The organism is Bradyrhizobium sp. STM 3566 (assembly GCF_045571445.1).
In the GTDB taxonomy this organism is placed as follows: domain Bacteria; phylum Pseudomonadota; class Alphaproteobacteria; order Rhizobiales; family Xanthobacteraceae; genus Bradyrhizobium; species Bradyrhizobium vignae.
Genome location: NZ_CP120692.1, coordinates 2,522,263 through 2,542,167, shown reverse-complemented (window position 1 = coordinate 2,542,167; position 19,905 = coordinate 2,522,263). Strand labels below are relative to the sequence as shown.

Here is a 19,905-nt window from a genome sequence, read left to right as displayed (position 1 = left end):
GATGTTTACTTTTGATGATGTCAATCACGCCGACGCGAGATGACGTAGGATTCGTCGAGAAACCAGAGCCCATTGTACTTTCGCAGCACGTCCCTGGCGGCATCCAGAGTGCGGCCGTTTTGAGTCATTTCCGTCAACCGGTCGTCCTCAATCTGAGCGACATACACCGCCGCATTCCACGCTGCAAAGGCCGTAGAGGTTCCGATGGTGCCGGTGACCTCGTTGGGCAGCGCTTCCATATCATACCTGAAGATCGAACGGTTATCCGCATAGGCATTAAAATTTAAGTCGCGGCCCACCGATCCAAGTTCATACTTAACTGCACGCAGTAGCTCATGGCGGCTGACCGAGAAAGGATTTTCTCCGGGCCAGATCGCCTGGATCATTTCCATACCGGGATCATGGCCGTGGGAGTGGATTCCGATCAGCCTGCCGCCCGGCCGAAGCGCCCGCGCCAGGGGTGCAATGATCCGCTTGGCCCGGAAATTGACCGAGGACAGGGCCCGATAGGGCTGGGACGCGATGACGAGGTCGAAATTGGCTTCGGCCTGGCCCGGCCGCGGAATGGTCGAATCCAACAGGAATCTGTGGTCCTCGCGATAGAGCACGAGGACGACGGGCCGCTCGTAGAGCGGCATAGCCGTGCGTGGGCTTATCGCAGCGCGCCAGTTCTGCTCCAAGAACGGCCTCAGCTCCACGATCTGCTGCTCGAATTCGCCCGACGAAGCGCCGCGCAGCGGCACCTCGTGCCAGACGGTGGCAGCCGCCGCCGCAGGCGATGCAGGGGTGAGCCATGGCGCCTCCGCGTAAAACATGTTGGTGAAGACGAACACCGACGCCGGATGCTCGAAAATGCGGTCCGGCACCTTCTCCAGCGTCAGCCGCAGATCCTCCAGGCTGAGCTCCTTGCCGGCGACATAGAACGGCATGTGTGGAAAACGCTGGTGCGTTGCGCGCAGCACCCGCGCCAGCACCGTGCCGTCGCCGACACCCGCGTCGAACAAACGCAGGGCCGGCGGGCGCGGGTGGATGGATGAAAGCTCCAACGCAACCCGGTCCGCGATCACCCGCTTTTCGCTACAGGTGTGAACGAACAGCAGATATTTCTGACGGTTCTCGAAGAAGCGGAAATTGCCGCGCGGATCGCGCTTTTCCGGCGGCACCTGAAGTCCCCGCGGCGGCGGCACGCCGCCGGCCATCGATGCGGCCATATAGGCCTGGATCCGCTCCAGCGTGTCGATGGTGATGCGCTTTCCTTCGCGCAGGCGATGCACCAGCTTCCCATCGTTCACCGCGCGCCGGCCGAAGGTCGATTCTGCCATGTCAGCCTTGCGGCAGAACTCGGTGATCTGGCTCAGGATTTCGTCGTTCTTCATAAGTGGGAAGCGGTGGGCAGCTGGGTTGGGTCCCACCTCTTAGCAAATTCTGCCCACTCAGGGAATAGCGGATCGAGGCGCCGCGTTTCCCTGGGCAAGCCAGGGCGGGCGGAGCGGTGAACCCCTACGCCCTTGTGTCCCCGAAATCTGCCAGAATGTGGCAACGGGCGGTTGGATCAGAACCGCCCGTTGCCGGAACTGAGCCCGTTGCGCCCAAAGGCGACAGAGCCTGCTAAAGAGCAAGGGACAGCTCCGGTGTCTTCCTGAACCCGAACAGTTGCAAGGGCTGCGAGCCCGTACCAGGCAAGGAAGGGAGTGGATGATGACACAAGACGATCTGGTTGTCGTCGGCATCGATGTCGCTAAAGACAAGATTGATGCGTGCATTCGGACCGTAACGGAGCGGAAGACTTGCCCAACAACCGCGGCGGGGCGACGGAGCTTGATTGCATGGCTTCGCAAGCATCAGGTCGGCAAGGCAGTGATGGAGGCAAGCGGCGGCTACGAGCGGGTATGGGCCAAGGCGTTGCGCCAAGCAGGGCTGGAAGTACGGATCGTCGATCCCAAACGGGTTCGCCACTTTGCGGAATCGGCGGGACGCCTTGCGAAAAATGACAAGATCGACGCGGAGATGATCTCCTGGTTCGCCGAGACATTCGGCGAGGCTCCCAGCCAAGTCGACAATCCCGCTCACGAGGAGATGAAGGCACTGGTGAAGGGACGCCAAGGCCTGCTTGACGTCAGGGCTCGCCTGGAAATGCAGAAGGAGCATGAGGCGCCGGCCCTTGTTCAGAAGGCTCGCGCGCGTCTTCTTAAGAAGCTGGCTGACGAAATCGCCGCGCTCGAGACCGCGATCGCGGCGACGATCAAGACAACGCCGGACTTTGCCAAACGCGCCGAGATCATCCAGAGCGTACCAGGCTTTGCTGAGGGGACCGCAATGGCGCTGCTTGGAGGACTACCGGAGCTGGGGCAGGTGAGCGACGAAGTTGCCGCCGCGTTGATGGGCGTTGCTCCTTATGACGATGATAGCGGCAAACGTCGAGGTGAACGCTGCATCAAGGGTGGCCGCCGCTGGGTGCGAAATGCCCTCTACATGCCCTGTGTCGGTGCCGCAACGCTGAACAATCCGGTGTTCAAGGCCTTCTACGAACGGCTGATTGCCAAGGGCAAGCCGCCAAAGGTCGCGATCGTCGCCTGTATGCGCAAGCTGATCATCATCCTCAACACCATGATCGCGCGCGGCGAGACGTGGGATCCGAAGAAATACAGGGTGGCCTGACGAGCGCGCCTATCTCGCGCTCGGACCTCGGCCGAGCGCATGCAAAGCCAACAGACCGGTGAGCGGACGGGGTCAAGGCCGTCAGCCGCCGCAGGCGGGGGCGCGCCAGCGCCAGCCTTGAGGCCGGCCGATCGCCGGGCTACTTCGCCACAGTTGCTCTTGGGCAACAAACAAGCGCTTCTCCTCACGGGACCATCGCCATGCGCCGTCTGCTCGTCGCACTCTGCCTGCTCACCGTCGCGCCGGGAGCCCTGCCCGCCTTCGGACAGGCGCGTAGTCAGCTCGGCCCGCTCTGCACTACCGAGACCACGCCGGCGGACCAGATGGTCGACGCCTGCACCAAGATCATCGCGCTGAAGGTCTTCAAGGGTGAACAACTCGCCACCGTCTATTTCTGGCGTGCGGTGGGCTGGAATAAGAAGGGCGACTACGCAAAGGTCATCGCTGATACCACGGAAGCCATCCGGCTCAAGCCGAGCCAGGCTGTCTACAACCTCAGGGGATCTGCCTATTTCGACAAGGGCGACTACGAAATCGCGATCGCCGATTTCGACGACGCGCTGAAGCTCGGCCCGCCCAGCGGCATCATCTTCCACAATCGCGGCAACGCCTGGCGGGGCAAGCGCGACTACACCAAGGCGATCGCCGACTACGACATGGCGATCAAGTCAGATCCGAGATCGGCGTTCTCGTTCCAGAACCGAGGCATCTCGAAGGAAGCCCTCGGCGATCTCGACGGTGCACTCGCCGACGTCAACCAGGCGATCCGGCTTGATCCCTCGCTGCCGCAGCCGCTGATCACCCGTACCTCGATCTGGCGGGCCAAGGGCGATTTCGATCGCGCCATCGCCGACGGCAGCGAAGCGATCCAGCTCGCCAAGGAGAAGCCGCCGGTCAACATCATGACGCCGCCGAACAGCGTGCTGATATCGGGCTACACCCATCGCGCGCTGGCCTATGAGGCCAAAGGCGACTACGCACGCGCGCGCGACGACTACAAGGCGACGCTGGCTATCGTTGCGTCCGATGCCGGCAGCAAGGCTAGCCAGGCAACAGCAAAGGTTCGGCTGGCGCTGGTGACGGACGCCGCCGCGCCGATCCGGCGCGATACGCCCTCCCCTGCGACGCAGCCGGCGACATCCCCTACCCCGCTGCAGACCGGCTCAGCACCGATTCCGTCGCCAGCTCCGGCCGTCCGCGGTGCACGCATGGCGCTGATCATCGGCAACGGCGCCTATGCGCACGTCAAGGCGCTGCCCAATCCGCCCAACGACGCGCGTGCGGTCGCGAAGAGCCTGCGCGACATCGGCTTCGGCGTGTCCGAGGGCGTCGATCTCGATCGCGCCGCGATGCAGAAGATGACGCGCGACTTTCTGCGCGAGGCGGCGCGGGCGCAGGTGGCGGTGGTCTATTATGCCGGCCATGGCGTGCAGGTCGACGGCCGCAACTATCTCATTCCCGTCGACGTCGCGCTCAAACCGGGCGCGAACATGACGGAGGCGATGATCGACATGGACACGATCATGGCCGGCCTCGACGACCAGGTCCGCACCAACATTCTGATCTTCGATGCCTGCCGCAACAACCCGATGGCGCAGCAGGTCGCAGCTGCCGGAAATACTCGCGGCATCGAGGGCGCCTCGGGCCTCGCCGCGCCAACGAGTCTCGGCACCGGTGCGACTTTAGGGGCCGGCACGCTGATCGCATTCGCGACCGCGCCGGGCCAGGTCGCGCTCGACGGCGAAGGCGCCAACTCGCCGTTCTCCGCCGCCCTCTCGCGTCATATCGGCACCCCCGGGCTGGAGGTGCAGCAGATGCTGACGCGGGTGCGGGCCGAGGTGGTCTCGACCACGAAGAACAAGCAGGTGCCGTGGTCGAATTCGTCGTTGCTGGGCGAGGTCTATCTGGCGGAGAAGTGAGATGGCCTCGTGCCCAGACGCAGCGCAGCGCTTCTTCAGCGGTGCGCTGCTCGTTGCGTTCTGGATCGCGGCTCTGCGCAGCAACGCAAGAGCGTTGCAGCGCGTCCGGGACACAAGCGAGGTCGGCGGCGGGGCCTAGTTACCCCACACTTCCTTGGCGATTTCCACCGCCAAGCTCAGCTTGGCCCACTGCTCCTCCTCGGAGAGGATGTTGCCCTCCTCGGTCGAGGCGAAGCCGCATTGCGGGGACAATGCGAGCTGCTCCAAGGGAGCGAACTTGGCGGCTTCTTGCAGGCGGCGCTTGATGTCGTCCTTCTTCTCGAGCTCACCGAACTTCGAAGTGATGACGCCGACCACGACGACCTTGTTGCCCTTGGGCAGGAAGCGCAGCGGTTCGAAACCGCCGGCTCGGTCGCTGTCGTACTCCAGGAAGTAGCCGTCGTAATTGGTGCCGGCGAGCAGGGTCTCGGCCACCGGCTCGTAGCCGCCCGAGGAGATCCAGGTCGAGCGGAAATTGCCGCGGCAGACGTGCGTCGTCACCACCATGTCGGCGGGCTTCTCCGCCAGGGCGTAGTTGATGATGCGGGCATAGATCTGCTGCAGGCCGTCCGGATTGTCGCCGCGCTCGCGCGCCTTCTGCAATTCATCCTGCGAGCAGAGATAGGCCCAGACGGTGTCGTCGAACTGTAGATAGCGACAGCCGGCGTCGTAGAACGCCTTCACCGCTTTGCGGTAGGTCCTACCGAGATCTTCGTAGAAGGCATCGAGGTCGGGATAGACGTCCTTCGAGATCGACTTCCGGCCGCCGCGGAAGTGCAGCACGGCCGGTGACGGGATCGTCATCTTGGCGGTGACGTGGGCCTGGTCGGCGACCTTCTTCAGGAAGCGGAAGTGATCCAGCATCGGGTGGTCATCGGGGAAGTCGAGCTTGCCGATGACGCGGACCGCATCGTGACGGGTCTGCACGCCCGTGAACTGGATGCCGGTGTCGGGGTGGAACAGCTCGCAGCCGGTGAGCTTGGCCAGGAAGTCGAAATGCCACCAGGAGCGGCGGAATTCGCCGTCCGTCGCGAGCTTGAGCCCAATCGAGGCCTGCTTGTGCACGACCTTCTCGATCTCCAAGTCCTCGATCTTGCGCAGATCGTCAGCCGAGATCTCGCCCTTCTCCAGTTTTGCACGGGCTTCCTTGATCTTGGCGGGGCGCAAAAGGCTGCCGACCTCGTCGGCACGGAAGGGGGCTTTGGTTCGCTGCATGTATTACTCCCTGCAAATTTTAGTGTGCCGCCGCCCCTGCCACTCCGAGATGGCGCTCCAGGACCGAGGCGTCGGCCTTCAGGGCAGCGCTCGGAGCGTCGTGGACGATCGTTCCGCGCTCCAATATCACAACGCGGTCCGCGAGCCCCAGAATCTTTTGGGCATTCTGCTCGACGATGATCGAGCAGATGCCTCCTGCCCGGGTGATGGTCCCGATCGCCTTCAGAAGCTCATCGACGATGATGGGGGCGAGGCCTTCGGTGGGCTCGTCCAGCAGCAGGACCTTCGGGTTGAGGGTGAGCGCGCGGCCGATCGCCAGCATTTGTTGCTCGCCGCCGGACAGCTGGTTGCCAAAGTTGCTCCGCCGCTCCTTCAGCCGCGGAAACATCTCGTAGACCTTCTCCACCGTCCAGGGACCGGGTTGCGCCACCGCGGTCATGTTCTCTTCCACCGTGAGCGAGCGGAAGATGTTGCGCTCCTGCGGCACCCAACCGATGCCGGCGCGCGCCCGCTGGTCGGGCCGCATGGCCGTGACGTCGGTGCCGGCGAGCGTGATGCTGCCTGCGAAGCGGCGGGTGACGCCGACGATGGAGTTGATCAGCGTGGTCTTGCCGGTGCCGTTGCGCCCGAGCAGCGCGAGCACTTGCCCCTGCGCGAGGCGGAGCGTCATCTTCGGCAGCACCACGGCCTCGCCGTAGCCGGCGCGAAGTGAATCGATCGCGAGCAGGTCAGACATTGACAGCCTCCTCGCCGAGATAGACGGCCTTCACTTGCGGATCGCGCGCGACCTGCTCGGGAGGGCCTTCGGTCAGCAGCGCGCCCGAGACCAGCACCGAGATGCGATCGGCGAAGGAGAACACGAGGTCCATGTCGTGCTCGATCAAGAGCACGGTGACCTCGCGCGGCAGCGCGCCGACGACGGCGAGAATGTCGTGGCGCTCGCTCTCGGGCACGCCGGCGGCGGGCTCGTCGAGCAGCAGCACGCGTGGCTTGGCAGCAATGGCGACGGCAATCTCGAGCAGGCGCTGCTTGCCGTAAGGAAGCGTCACGGTCTGCTCGTTCATGACGTCGAGCAGATGGAAGCGCGTGAGCAACTCGGCGATCTCGCCGTTGACGTCGCCGCGCGTCCCCATCCGCCGCCACCAGTCGCCGCCATGGCCGAGGCGCTCTGAGACCGCAAGACCAATGGTCTCGAGCGGGGTCAGGTCGGGATAGAGCTGGTTGATCTGGAAGGTGCGCGACAGGCCGCGCAGCACGCGCTTGTGCACGGGCAAATCGGTGATGTCCTGGCCTTCGAGCAGGATGCGGCCCGAGTTCGGCTTCAGCACACCGGTGAGTTGGTTGATCACGGTAGTCTTGCCGGCGCCGTTGGGGCCGATCAACGCATGGCGGGCGCCCTGCTCGACCTTCAGGGAGAGATCGCGGGTGACCCGCAGGCCGCCGAACTGTTTTTCGAGATTCCGGGTTTCGAGCGCGATGGTCATGTGTCGCTCTCCGGGACGGCGACGACGGCTTTACGTCCCGCAACCTGCCTGATGATCAGGTTCGGCACATAGAGCACCCAGCGATGCAGGCGCTGGCGGCCGACCAGCACGATCACGACCAGCACGAGGCCGATCCAGAACTGCCAGTATTGCGGGGTGATCGTCGAGAACAATTCCTGCAGCATGCGGAACACCACCGCACCGATCAGCCCGCCATAGAGATAGCCGGTGCCGCCGATGACGAGCACCAGCATCAGGTCGGCCGAGCGCTCGAAAGCGAACACGTCGAGCGAGGCGATCGCGGTGGTCTGGGTGAACAGCGCCCCCGCAATGCCGGCATAGAACGCCGCCAGCGTGTAGATCGCGATCAGGCGGCGGTTGACGGGGATGCCGATGGCCGCGGCACGCAACGGATTGTTCTTGATCGCGCGCAGCGACAGGCCGAACGGGGAATGGACGACACGACGGGCGAGCAGGAACAGCACGAACAGCACAGCCAGCGAATAGAAGAAGCCGGCCTTGCCGAACATGTCGAACGGGATCTGGCCGAAAATCGGCTGCATCTCGACGCCCTGCAGGCCATCGGTGCCGCCGGTGACATTGGAGAAGCGTTCGGCGAGCGCCTCCAGCAGCAGCGCAATGCCGAGCGTCACCATCAGACGCGTCAGGTCGACGCCGCGGATTACCAGGAAGCTGGTGCCGAAACCGAGCACCATCGCGGCAAGGCCCGCGACGACGAGCGCGAGCACGGGCTCGTTGATGATCCCGTGCAGCGCAAGCAGTCCCGCGGCATAGGCGCCGACGCCGAAGAAGGCGGCATGGCCGAGCGAGACGATGCCGGCATAGCCGAGGATCAGATCGAGCGACATCGCAAACAGCGCCAGGCGCAGGATGTCGGTCATGATCAGATAGCGCGACGGAAACAAAAAGCCACAGGCCAGCACGATGAGCCAGAAGGCGACTTCGCCGTAGTGCCAGCGCGCCTGGCGCTGGGCGTGGTACCCGACGTCGGAAGCAGCAGTCATCGGCGAACTCAACGGGCGGCCGTGCGGCCGAACAGGCCGTTCGGGCGCCAGATCAGAATCACGATCATCATGGTGTAGATCACGAAGGGTCCCATCTTCGGCACGTAATATTTGCCGGCGACGTCGCCGATGCCGAGCAGCAGCGACGCCAGGAACGGGCCTGTTATCGAGGAGGAGCCGCCGACGGTTACCACGATCAGGAAGTAGATCATGAACTTCAGCGGGAAATATGGGTCGAGGCCGAGGATTTCGGCGCTCAACGCGCCGCCGAGGCCGGCAAGCCCGCAACCAAACGCAAAGGTGAAGGCGAACACTTGCGGCACGTTGATGCCGAGACCGCTGGCGGCGCGGGGATCGTCGACCGCGGCGCGCAGACGGCTGCCGAAGCGGGTCTTGGCCAGCACCATCTGCAGGCCGATGGTGAGCAGGCCGCAGATCACGATGATCATCAGCCGGTAGCGGCCGATGCCGATGCCGAACACGTCGAACTGGCCCTGGAGTGCGGCGGGTAAATTGATGAAGACGCGCGAGGAGCCCTGGATGTAGTCGACCACCGCCACCGACATGAAGGTCAGGCCGATGGTGAACAGCACCTGGTCGAGATGGCTGCGGGTATAGAGATGCCGGTAGAGTGAGCGCTCCAGTACGATGCCGATCGCGGCGGCCGAGACGAAGGCGAGCGGCAGCGCGGCGAAGAACGGCCAGCCCATCCGGTTGACCAGCACCATGCAGACATAGCCGCCGGCCATCGCGAAGGCGCCGTGGGCAAGATTGACGAAGTTCATCAGGCCGAGCGTGACCGCGAGCCCGCATGCGAGCACGAACAACAGCATGCCATAGGCAACGCCATCGAACAGGTTGGTGAGGATTGCGGTCATCGATGACAGTCGTTGTCGAGAAAATATTACGCCAAGCGGAGTAGGCTACTGTGCTCCCTCTCCCGCTTGCGGGAGAGGGCTGGGGAGAGGGCATCTGCGCAACGGGACAATCCCCGTATTGAGAGAACCCTCACCCGGCGCTGCGCGCCGACCTCTCCCGCAAGCGGGAGAGGTTTAGAAGAGCGCGTCACTTCTTGGTCTTGCCGAGATCCTTGACGGCCTCGAAGGTCGCGAACTCGACATTGTAGAGCTCGCCGTCGACCTTCTCGACCTTGCGAATGTAGATGTTCTGCACGATGTCGCGGGTCTCGGGGTCGATCGAGATCGGGCCGCGCGGGCTCTCCCATTTCTGGCCCTTCATCGCCTCGATCAGCTTGTCGCCGTTGGTGTCGCCACCCGTCTTCTTCAGCGCCTCATAGATCAGGTGGATGCCGTCATAGCCGCTCACGGCCATGAAGCCCGGACGATTGCCGAAGGCCTTCTTGTAGGCCGCGACGAAATCCTTGTTCATCTGCGAGGGATGCGCCGCGGAATAGAGGTGCGCGGTGACCGTGCCGAGCACGGCATCACCCATGTTGTTGAGCAAATCGTCATCAGTGACGTCGCCGGGTCCGATCACCTTGATGCCGGCCTTATCGAGGCCGCGCTCGGCATATTGCTTCATGAAGTTGCCGCCCTGGCCCGCGGGTACGAACACGAAGATCGCGTCGGGCTTGGCATCCTTCATGCGCTGGAGGAACGGCGCGAAGTCGGGATTTTGCAAGGGCACCTTGACCTCTTCGACCACCTCGCCGCCGCCGGCGGTGAAATGCTGCTTGAAGAAGTTCAGCGCGTCATTGCCGGGCGCATAGTCCGAGGTCAGCGTCGCCACCTTCTTGATGCCGTTCTTCACGGCCCAGTCGCCGATGATGGTCGAGGACTGCGCCAGCGTGAAGCTGGTGCGCACGATGTAGGGGGAGCGCTCCGTGATGATGGAGGTGCCGGCCGCCATTACGACTTCCGGGATCTTGGCCTGCGTCGCCAGCGGCGCGGCGGCAAGGGCTGCCGGCGTCACGCCGAAGCCGGCGATGAAGTTGACCTTGTCGTTGACGATCAACTCCTGCGCGGCGGTCTTGGTCTTGTCAGGAATCGCGGCATCGTCCTTGAGGATGATCTCGACCTTCTTGCCGGCGACGGTGTCGCCCTTCTGCTGCATGTAGAGCTTGATCGCGTTCTCGATCTGCTTGCCGGTCGAGGCCTGGCCGCCAGTCATTGGCAGGATCAGGCCGACCTTGATGCTGTCCTCGGCCTTGGCGGAGGCGACGGCCGCAAGGGCCGCGATGACGGCCGCTGCTGCGGCTCGTGGAAAAATCTTGCGTTCGAACATCGGATGTCCCTCCCCTTCATTCCTGACCTGTTGTGCGCCGGACCGCGTGCCCGGTCCTTGCCGCGCTTGACTCACGGATAAGCCATGCCGCGCGGCCACATGGCGTCCTCTGCAACCCCGTTGTCAATCGGACGTTGGGCGACCATTCGGCGCAAGCCGCGTGATCCGCCTCAACGACGGCAGGAGATTTGTACATTTGTACAAATAACATGGTCCTGTCAACGAAGAAGCCCTTGTCGGGTGATGCCCCATTTTACGAAGCCCCGCGCAACTCGTTGATGGAAGATTCCGCCTCTCATTTGCAGAATCCGGACATCTCACGTGCTTCGCGGCGAGACATCCGGCGGCTCTCACCGAATGAGCACGAGTGAATACGTGATGTATACCGTATCAGCTAGACTGAACGTTTCAAGGCCCGCAATATGCCCACCATAATACCTTTTTGTATACAGAGGCGCCAATCTTGGAATAAACCAATTTTACATATTGAAAGTTATAGTTCGCCGCTGACGCCCATCCGGCGCCCCCCCTTATTCGCGCCCGATCGGCACGACCTAGAAGATGTCCATGCGTTCCTGTTCGCTTTCGATCGCTGCTGCAGTCGCCCTGCTCGCGTCCAACCTTGCAGGCTGCGGCACGGTCAACGAGAAGCTCTCGGCCGGCATGGGCGACTACGTCCCGCAATGGGCCGGCGGCCTGCCGGCCGATGCGCCGCCGCGACCGGGCACACCGCAATACGATGCCTACATGAAGGAACGCGAACGCAAGCGGCTGATGCCGGCGGCCGATCGCGAGAAAGAAGAGCAGGCCCAGAAGGGGGCGACGGGGACGACGTCGGCTGGCGCGGTGCGCTGATGGATACCTGTCATTCCGGGGCGCCTCACAGGCGAACCCGGCACCTCGAGGTTCTCTGGTGCGCAATTGCGCACCATCGTTCGCGCTTCGCGCGTCCCGGAACGACAGTACCCTAATCCACGAACACCACCGTCTTGCGGCCGTTGAGAATGACGCGATCATCGAGATGATAGCGGATGGCCCGTGCCAGGACGCGGCGCTCGATGTCGCGGCCCTTGCGGACCAGATCTTCCGGCATGTCGCGATGGCTGATGCGCTCGACGTCCTGGTCGATGATCGGGCCCTCGTCGAGGTCGCGCGTGACGTAATGCGCGGTGGCGCCAATCAGCTTCACCCCGCGCTCATGCGCCTGGTGATAGGGTTTTGCGCCTTTGAAGCCAGGCAGGAACGAGTGGTGAATGTTGATGCAGCGCCCCGACAGCTTTGCCGAGAGATCGTCCGACAGGATCTGCATGTAGCGGGCGAGCACCACCAGATCGGTCTTCGTCTCGCCGACGAGATCCATGATCTGCGCCTCCTGCTCGCGCTTGGTCTCCTTGGTGACAGGCAGGTGGTGGAAGGGGATACCGCCGAAATCGAGCCCGGCATAGACCTCGCGCGGATGGTTGGAGACGATCGCGGTCGGTATCATCGGCAATTCGCCGGTGCGCCAGCGATAGAGGATGTCGACCAGACAGTGGTCGGATTTCGACACCAGCAGCATCACCTTGCGATGCGCAGCCCGGTCGCGCATCTGCCACTCCATGCCGAAACGCTCGGCGATCGCGGCAAAGCCGGTCTGGAGCGCCGACAATTCCACGGCAAGATCGGCCGCCGTGAACACCACCCGCATGAAGAACTTCTCGGTCTCGACGTCGTCAAACTGCTGGGCGTCGAGGATGTTCTGTCCGTTGTGGGCAAGGAACGTCGACACCGCGGAGACGATGCCGGGGCGATCCGGACAGGACAGGGTCAGGACATATTGATGATCGGGCATATTGATGAACAGGCTTGGCTCTTGATGAAGCTTTGTGCAACGGAACTATCCGCGATTTGCGCCCTGCTCTAGCACCGCCCCCGCCCTTGCGCCAATCCCAAGACTTGCTTCGACATGAAGCGCGGAGTCAGGATGAACGGACGATTGCGATTGTCTGACCGGAGCATACCCATGGCCGACCGCTTGAACGGCTACCGCATCTTGATCCTGGAAACGCGGGAGGAGGCGCAGTTTTCGAAGCTTCTGCTCGAGCAAGGCGCCGAGGTCGTGCAGTGCCCGATGTTCACCATCCGTGATGCGCCGGACCCGACTCCGGTCGAGGCTTGGATTCGCCGTGCCATCGACAAGCCGTTTGACGATCTCGTGCTGATGACGGGCGAAGGCCTGCGTCGCATCATGAAGCTTGCCCGCGCCCGCGAGCTCGACGCCGCCCTTGTCGCGGCGCTCGCCAGAGCGCGCAAATTCACCCGGGGCCCGAAGCCGGGCAAGGCGCTGCGCGAGATCGGTCTCGAAGCGCAGCAGACCACCGAGAAGCCGACCACGGAGGGCGTGATCGAGATGCTGGCCAAGCTCGACCTGAAGGGGCATCGCCTCGGCCTCCAGCTTTATCCGGACAAGGACCACAGCGCCTTGACCGGTGCGCTTGCGGCGCAAGGCGCCGAGGTCGATACCGTGCTGCCCTACGTCTACGATTCCAAGGCCGCTGATGCCAACATCGTCGCCGCCATCGACGACATGGCGGAGGGACGAATCGATTCGCTCGCGCTGACCAATCTCGGCCAGGTCCGCCGCCTGATCGAGGCCGCAAAAGCACATGGCAGCGAAGCGAAACTGCGTGCAGGTCTCGAACGGACGTTGATCGCCTCGGTGGGGCCGGCGGTCTCCGGTGAGCTCGCCGCGCACGGTCTGCGCACCGACGTCTCGCCGGCAGATGAAGCGTATTTCATGCGTCCGCTGATCTCGGCGATGGCTGCGGCACTCGCCGAGAAACGACCGAGCGCGGCGGGTTAATCGCCAAGATGCCTAGCCAGCCACCTGCGAGGCGGCCGACAGCAACTCCTGCGGGCTCGGCGCTCCGAACATGCGCTGGCCGCCGTTCGGAACCTCGGTGAACGTCCAGCGCACGATCCCTTCCCGGTCGAGCAGGAACTGGCCAAACAGCTGCCCCGTGCCGGTTGCCGCCATGCGCTGGTCGGCTTCGGTCATTTCGTAACCGTCCTTCTTGTTGAGGTACTCCGCGGCTGCCGGCCGGTTCATCGGGCTGGGCAATTCGCCGGGCATGTCCACTTGCATGCTCATGACCACGTCCATGCCGACCTTGCGTGGCCACTCGGTTTCGTTCTCCGTGAACTCGAGATTGGGCAGGCCAAATGCGCGGTGCGAGACCCGATCGGGGTCGGACGCGGCCAGCAGATTGGGCAATGGATGATAGCGGAAATAGAGCCGCGCCCGGTCGATCGGTGTGTTGACGACCGTGAGACTTTCGATCCCCTTCCCGCGCAGCACGCCATCAAGCTGCGCTTGCGCCGCGATATGGCGCCGGCAGAATGGGCAGTGCAGGCCGCGAAACAGGCCGACGAGTATCGGGCTATGCCCGCGATAATCCTCGAGCGCGATCTTTCCTTCGCGTGTGATGGCCTCCAGGACGATGTTCGGTGCGCGATCACCCGGCTGAAGTGGTCCACCAACATGACTTTCGGACATGGTTGAACTCCCTCACATTGGCTAGTCAAGGAACGGCAGTACGATCAGCCCTGCGGGATCGAGCCCGTGCCGGGCGCAGACATCGTGGGCAAGCGCGAAATATCGCTCCGCCTCGGGCATGTCGCCTCGATCAAGGTTCAGCGTCGCAAGACCATCATAGCATGGAAACAGCTGCTGCGGCTCGCCGGTCTCGCTCGCCACCTCGATGGCCTCCTTGTAGCAGCGCGCGGCCATGTCGGGGCGGAAATGGCACTGATGGATTTGCCCGAGCACGATCAGGGGTACCGGGAGATGCTCGCGCTGATCGAGCGCGCGGTCGATCTCGATCGCCTTTTCGGCAGCCGGCACCCCCTCCTCGGTACATCTGTCCGTGAAGGTGCAACAGGCAACGGCAAGATTGGCAAGAAGGCGCGCCTGGAAGCCGAGATCGCCGATACGATTGGCGACATCGAGACCGCGCCGGCAAACCGCCATGGCTTGCGCCGGGTCGATGATCGTGTAGAGCACGCCAAGATTGGTGTAGCCGCGGCACGCCACGTTGAGGAGGCCAGCGGCCTCGGCGGCCGCGACACTTTGCTCCACCTCTTTCACCGCCTCCTGGTGTCGCCCAAGCCGCGCCAGCGCAACTCCCTTGGTGTTGAGCGCCTCCGCAATAGCGCCCGCCGCCTCGAACCCGGCTTGCTCGTCCGCATCGGTCGGCACCGATTGCGCGTAGCCGAGCGCGTCGTCCGCCCACCGCGCGGCGCCGACGTGATCGCCCACACGGAAAGCAAGACGGCCGCGCTCTTGCTGGAGATGAGCCCACTCCAGGAGGTGTGCCCACTCGATCGGCGCGTCGGTCCCGCCAAGCCGTTCAGCCGCCTCGGCATAATGCATCTCTGCCTTGACGCGCTTGCCGGCGTCCCACAACAATCGACCGAGCTTGCGAAGAATGCGCGCCTCGCCGATGCGGTCCCCTGCCGTGCGGTGTTCCTCCAGCGCACTCTGATAGTGCTCCTCGGCGGTGCTTCGGCGGCCAGTCACGCAACAGAGGTCCGCGACGCGCTCATATAGGATCAGGCGTTCCGGCTCCTGTTCGCCGGAGGTCGACAGCACGGCGAGGGATTGCTGATAGAAACGGAGGGCATCGTCGTTGGCATAGCTCGCACGTGCGCGATCGCCGGCCGCGCGTAAATAGCGCGCGCCTCTCGACTTGCTCGCGCTCAGACTGAAGTGATGTCCGAGCAATATGAGATCTTCGAGCTGCTCGGGTTCTTTGCCATAGAGCCGCTCCAGCGCGGCACCAATCCGTCCATGGAGTTCGACCCGACGCTGCAAAAGCAGATTTTGATAGATCACGTCCTGAAGCATGGTCTGGGTGAAGCGATAGGTCCGCAGCGACATCGAGTTCGAGCCCGCGACCTCCTCGATGATCTCGGCGTCGCACAGAAGTTCGAGCCCTGCCTCGACCCTTGCCGGCTCGTTTGCCGCCGCACCTAAAACAGACGCATCAAAGCGCGGACCGATCACCGCAGCCTCCTGGGCCACCTGGCGCACCTGATGCGGCAAGCGATCGAGGCGCGCCAGCAACAACGCCTGTATGCTTGCTGGGATATCGGCGGCGGCTTCATCCGATTTCAACCGCCACTGCGTGCCATCACGCTCCAGGGCCCCGCCTTCGATGAGGCCGCGGATGATCTCCTCAAGGAAAAGCGGATTGCCGCCTGCGCGATCGAGGATTCGGGTGAACAAACGTCCCGGCGGTTCCCGCCAGCCATGACTGAAATACGCCGAAAGCAGCCTTCGTCCGTCAGCATCGTCAAGCGGAGACAGCCGAATGGTCGTGTGACTGATCCTGCTCGAACCGAACTGATCCACCTGCACCGGCCGATGTGTAAACAGCAGCATCAGCCGTGTCCGCTCCAGCCGGTCCATCAGGAACCGCAACGCTTCAAGCGACACCGCGTCGGCCCAATGCAGATCCTCGACGATGATCAGAAGTGGCGACAAGGCGAGGCGGCGTTCGAAGATGGTACGGATCGCGAAAAAGATCTGCCGCCGGAGCTGTTCCGGTTCGACATGCCTGAGCACAGCGTTGGGATCGCCTAGGCCAAGAACGTGCAAGTAGAGAGGCATCAGGCGATCGGCCTCCTCGGCCGCGAGGCCAAGCTCCAATAGCGCTTCTGCAACCTTCGTCTCTGCCTCTGCGGCGCCGGCCTTCTTTGCGATGCCATAGGCGCTACGCAGCACGGCGGCGAGTGCTCCGTAGGATTGTTCGCCGAGCGGCGAGCAAACCGCCTGTCGGATCGCTACGCCTGCGAAGCGATCCTCATCGCGGATACGGGCGACGAATTCGTTCACCAGCCGCGTTTTTCCGATGCCCGCTTCGCCAACCAGCCGTACCAGTTGAGCCGCACCGCCGCAGGCGCGATCAAGGCTGCCGATCACGCGCGCAAGCTCGGCGTCGCGCCCGATCAGTGGTGCATCGAGCCCCAGCGTGTCGAGGCCACGTGCCGTGCGGGGCGTATCGAGCGGTCCCTTTAGACGATGGACCAGCACGCCGCCCATCTTGCCCTTGAGCGAGATCTCGCCGAGCGAGTCATAGGAGAACGCATGTCGCGTCAGACGGTGGGTCAACGGCCCGACCAGCACCTCGTCCGGAGACGCCATCGACTGCAATCGCTGCGCCGTATTCACGGTATCGCCGGTCACCGAATAGGATTTGGCAACGCCCACGCCTAACCCACCCGCGACGACATGGCCGGTGTTGATGCCGACATGGAGCTGCAACGGTGAACCGGCGTAGGCCCTCGCGCGCTCGCTGAGGCGCGCTGTTCGGCTGATCATGTCGAGGGCAGCGCGGACCGCCCGCTCGGGGTCGTCCTCGTGCGCAGCCGGCGCACCAAACAGCGCGAGCATCGCATCGCCGATGAACTTGTCCACGAAGCCGCCGAAGCTCTGCACCGCGGCCGTCAGCTCCTCGAACAACTGGTTCTGAAGCGTCTGCATGACCTCTGGGTCGAGCCGCTCGCTCATCGCAGTGAAGCCGCTGAGGTCGGCAAACAGCACGGTGATGGTGCGGCGGTTTGCTTCGCTATCGACATTGTCCGACGGCGGTCGAAATTCGCCTTGAGCCGCCTGCAGGAGCGGTGGCGAAGACGATCTGAGTGTCGCCGGGCTCGTCTGCGCCGATGCCTGTCCGCCGTCATTGCTGGACCCGCTGACGAGGGAGCCGCATTTCGGGCAGTAGACAAAATCCGGTGCGCATGGAAAGCCGCAGCCGGGGCACGCGTTCGGCTGCTTCATGCCGCACTTCGGGCAGAAGGCAAAGCCGCTCTGAACCTCGAAACCACAACCCGAGCAGTTCATGGCTCAAGACCTCGCGGAAGCCGCGATGGCGCAATCTGCTGGCCCTACCAAATGGGTCCCAGGATGCAGACCAGCATGGGCTTTGCGCGCCGGAAGAGCAAGCGGCGGCAACCTACATCTCAGTATGGGCGGCGAAGCAATGCTGCGGGCGCTCTGGCGCACCGCACGTCGTCGGCAAAGCATGGTGGCATGCGGTAGCGTCAATTGACAGGGCGATCGCCGGGGCTACCCTCCCAAACAGAAGAACAAATGAATAAGGGCAGGGAATCGCCGTGAAACCCGTCGTCGCATCTTGAGCACATCCGCAGGACCTTCCGCGCTCGCGCCATTTCGCATCCGCAATTATCGCTTCCAGTGGCCGTCCGACCTGCTCACCTCCTGGGCCTTCGAGGTCGAGACGCTGGTGCTCGGCTGGTACATCATCGTAGAGACCGGCTCGGTGCTGCTGCTCACCGTGCTCGCTTCACTCCAGTTCGTCGGAACACTGGTCGCGCCCGTGTTCGGCATGATCGGCGATCGCATGGGTCATCGCGATCTCCTGGTCGTGATGCGTCTCGCCTATACGGCACTCTCTTCGACCATCATGGTCCTGGCGCTGAGCGGTCATTTGTCCCCGCTCAGCGTCATGGTGATCGTCGCGATCATGGGCCTGATTCGTCCCTCCGATCTCGGCGTCCGGGGCGCGCTGCTGGCCGAGATCATGCCGCCCGAGCAACTGGTGGGCGCCATCAGCGTTGCGCGCACAACCCAGGACAGCGCCCGCATCGCCGGAGCACTGACGGGCGCCGGGCTGTTCGCGCTTCTTGGCATTGGCCTCGTGTATGTGGCGATCGCCGGTCTCTACCTCGCGGCTGCGCTTCTGATGCTCTGCCTGACACGGCCGAAAAGGCCTGTCACCACGAGCGATCTCCCGGCGGACAGTGACGCCGTTTCGAGATTGCTGGGCGATCTGAAGGAAGGCATCGTCTATGCCTGGAATGGCCCGGGAATGCGCGCGGCGCTGTGCGTCGCGTTCCTGGCCAATCTTACCGCATTTCCCTTCACGGGCGGATTGTTGCCCTACATCGCGCGGGAGATCTTTCATACCGACCAGACCGGCCTTGGTTATCTCTCGGCGAGTTTCGCCGTTGGCTCTCTGATCGGCTCCATCACGCTAAGCCTGGTCAGTGGCGTGCGCATTGCCCGGCTTCTGATCGGCGCGACGCTGGCCTGGTACGCCATGCTGCTGGTGTTCGTCGAGATCAGGGCCTTACCGGTGGCCATGGCCTGCCTCGTTCTCGCCGGCATCGCCCAGAGCATGTCGATGATCTCGGCTGCCGTGATCCTGATGCGCGCCGCGAGCGCACATCTGCGCGGCCGCGTCATGGGGGTGCGCATGATGGTGATCTACGGCTTGCCGATCGGGCTGCTCGCAGCCGGCAGCCTGATCGACATCATCGGCTATTCCGCGACGGGGTCGCTCTATGCGGTCGCAGGGTTCGTCGCGATGATGGCGATCGCGGTGCGCTGGCGCGCCGACCTCTGGCCAGTACATGCCCCCGCCAATGCGCGGTGACGAATATCCGCACTAATCCCCGTACCCGCGCAGCCGCTCGATATCGAGGATGGTGACGCCGCCATATTCCAGCCGCAGCAGCCCCTCCTTCTCCAGTCGGTTCAGCGCGCGGTTCGCATTCTGGCGGGACATGCCGGAGAGTGCGCCGATCTCCTCCTGGGTGATCTCCAGGTGCGCGGTCGATTCCGGATAGAGGATCGGATTGAACAGCGAAGCGATGCTGCGGGCGAGGCGCGCGGTGGCATCGAGCGTCCGGTTGACCTCGAGCATACCGATGAACTGGCCGAGCCGCTCGTTGAGCTGGCGCACCAGGAAGCGGTTGAAGCCGACGCTGTTCTCGAACAGCCACATGAAGGCGCTGCGTTCCATCAGTGCGACGCGGCTGTCGCGCAGCGCGACAACGTCATAACGGCGCGGCTCGTTCTTGAGCACGCTGCCCTCGCCGAACCAGGCCCCCGCCGTCAGCCCGGCAAGGCTGGTCTCCTTGCCGTCGCGCGAGACCCCGCCCATACGGGCAAGGCCGCTCACCATGCCGGCCCAATAGGCAAAAATATCGCCGCGCATGAACACGCTCTCGCCGGTGCCGTAGGACCGCTCCGTGATTCCGGCACGCGCGACCTCGATCTCCGCTTGTGTGAGCTCCCGCGACCAGGCGGCGACGCGCTTCAGATGATCTTCTGAAATCATGATCTCGCGGCCAGCCGCACCGTTTCGTCACTCCGCCTTCTGTTGCAGTGCAACATGATGGTTTCGACCGCCATTCGACCAAAGATGAAAGCCGCTGCCGCCCGAAAACTTTGTCGCAGAATTGTCAGCCGGGAGACATTTCAAAATAGCGCTTTCCCCTATTGAGGACCACCTCGGGCGATGCGGCTTTTGATCC

16 protein-coding genes are annotated in these 19,905 nt (G+C 63.6%); 5 read left to right on the top strand and 11 right to left on the bottom strand.

What is annotated here, in order from left to right; genetic code table 11:
• Nucleotides 1-20: 20 nt before the first annotated feature.
• Complete coding sequence (locus P6U27_RS12040; RefSeq protein ID WP_122402344.1) at nt 21-1,376, bottom strand: hypothetical protein; 1,356 nt, start codon at nt 1,374-1,376, stop codon at nt 21-23.
• Nucleotides 1,377-1,695: 319 nt separating this feature from the next.
• Between P6U27_RS12040 and P6U27_RS12035 the strand changes: the two genes are divergently transcribed.
• On the top strand, nt 1,696-2,658 hold the full coding sequence (locus P6U27_RS12035; protein WP_244607735.1) for an IS110 family transposase: 963 nt from the start codon (nt 1,696-1,698) through the stop codon (nt 2,656-2,658).
• A gap of 200 nt (nt 2,659-2,858) precedes the next feature.
• Complete coding sequence (locus P6U27_RS12030) at nt 2,859-4,577, top strand: caspase family protein (protein WP_407194098.1); 1,719 nt, start codon at nt 2,859-2,861, stop codon at nt 4,575-4,577.
• A 135-nt stretch (nt 4,578-4,712) separates the two neighbouring features.
• Here P6U27_RS12030 and P6U27_RS12025 read toward each other — a convergent pair whose 3' ends face one another.
• The 6 genes from P6U27_RS12025 to P6U27_RS12000 form a co-directional block, all read right to left on the bottom strand.
• On the bottom strand, nt 4,713-5,831 hold the full coding sequence (locus P6U27_RS12025) for a cobalamin-independent methionine synthase II family protein (protein ID WP_407119698.1): 1,119 nt from the start codon (nt 5,829-5,831) through the stop codon (nt 4,713-4,715).
• A gap of 19 nt (nt 5,832-5,850) precedes the next feature.
• Entirely contained in the window at nt 5,851-6,567 is a 717-nt protein-coding gene (locus P6U27_RS12020) for an ABC transporter ATP-binding protein (RefSeq protein WP_407194097.1), read from the bottom strand.
• Complete coding sequence (locus P6U27_RS12015; protein WP_407119700.1) at nt 6,560-7,315, bottom strand: ABC transporter ATP-binding protein; 756 nt, start codon at nt 7,313-7,315, stop codon at nt 6,560-6,562. Before P6U27_RS12015 ends, P6U27_RS12020 begins: the two co-directional genes overlap by 8 nt.
• On the bottom strand, nt 7,312-8,340 hold the full coding sequence (locus tag P6U27_RS12010; RefSeq protein ID WP_407194096.1) for a branched-chain amino acid ABC transporter permease: 1,029 nt from the start codon (nt 8,338-8,340) through the stop codon (nt 7,312-7,314). Before P6U27_RS12010 ends, P6U27_RS12015 begins: the two co-directional genes overlap by 4 nt.
• A gap of 8 nt (nt 8,341-8,348) precedes the next feature.
• Nucleotides 8,349-9,218, bottom strand: a complete 870-nt coding sequence (locus tag P6U27_RS12005) for a branched-chain amino acid ABC transporter permease (RefSeq protein ID WP_407194095.1) — start codon at nt 9,216-9,218, stop codon at nt 8,349-8,351.
• 187 nt (nt 9,219-9,405) lie between these two features.
• The gene (locus P6U27_RS12000) at nt 9,406-10,584 is read right to left on the bottom strand and encodes an ABC transporter substrate-binding protein (RefSeq protein WP_122402337.1); all 1,179 of its coding nucleotides are present in this window, start codon (nt 10,582-10,584) and stop codon (nt 9,406-9,408) included.
• 561 nt (nt 10,585-11,145) lie between these two features.
• Between P6U27_RS12000 and P6U27_RS11995 the strand changes: the two genes are divergently transcribed.
• Nucleotides 11,146-11,439 (top strand): hypothetical protein, encoded by a 294-nt coding sequence (locus tag P6U27_RS11995; RefSeq protein WP_129145983.1) that lies wholly within the window; start codon nt 11,146-11,148, stop codon nt 11,437-11,439.
• Nucleotides 11,440-11,551: 112 nt separating this feature from the next.
• On the opposite strand, the gene purU is transcribed toward P6U27_RS11995, so the two are convergent.
• Nucleotides 11,552-12,415, bottom strand: a complete 864-nt coding sequence (gene purU, locus P6U27_RS11990; RefSeq protein ID WP_122402335.1) for a formyltetrahydrofolate deformylase — start codon at nt 12,413-12,415, stop codon at nt 11,552-11,554.
• A gap of 171 nt (nt 12,416-12,586) precedes the next feature.
• Between purU and P6U27_RS11985 the strand changes: the two genes are divergently transcribed.
• Entirely contained in the window at nt 12,587-13,426 is an 840-nt protein-coding gene (locus P6U27_RS11985; protein ID WP_407194094.1) for a uroporphyrinogen-III synthase, read from the top strand.
• A gap of 12 nt (nt 13,427-13,438) precedes the next feature.
• Here P6U27_RS11985 and P6U27_RS11980 read toward each other — a convergent pair whose 3' ends face one another.
• Nucleotides 13,439-14,119, bottom strand: coding sequence for a redoxin domain-containing protein (locus tag P6U27_RS11980; protein ID WP_122402333.1), 681 nt, complete (start codon nt 14,117-14,119; stop codon nt 13,439-13,441).
• Nucleotides 14,120-14,140: 21 nt separating this feature from the next.
• The gene (locus P6U27_RS11975; protein WP_407194093.1) at nt 14,141-17,467 is read right to left on the bottom strand and encodes an adenylate/guanylate cyclase domain-containing protein; all 3,327 of its coding nucleotides are present in this window, start codon (nt 17,465-17,467) and stop codon (nt 14,141-14,143) included.
• 292 nt (nt 17,468-17,759) lie between these two features.
• Between P6U27_RS11975 and P6U27_RS11970 the strand changes: the two genes are divergently transcribed.
• The gene (locus P6U27_RS11970) at nt 17,760-19,022 is read left to right on the top strand and encodes an MFS transporter (RefSeq protein WP_407194092.1); all 1,263 of its coding nucleotides are present in this window, start codon (nt 17,760-17,762) and stop codon (nt 19,020-19,022) included.
• 12 nt (nt 19,023-19,034) lie between these two features.
• Here P6U27_RS11970 and P6U27_RS11965 read toward each other — a convergent pair whose 3' ends face one another.
• Nucleotides 19,035-19,709 (bottom strand): Crp/Fnr family transcriptional regulator, encoded by a 675-nt coding sequence (locus P6U27_RS11965; RefSeq protein WP_122402330.1) that lies wholly within the window; start codon nt 19,707-19,709, stop codon nt 19,035-19,037.
• Nucleotides 19,710-19,905: the final 196 nt, after the last annotated feature.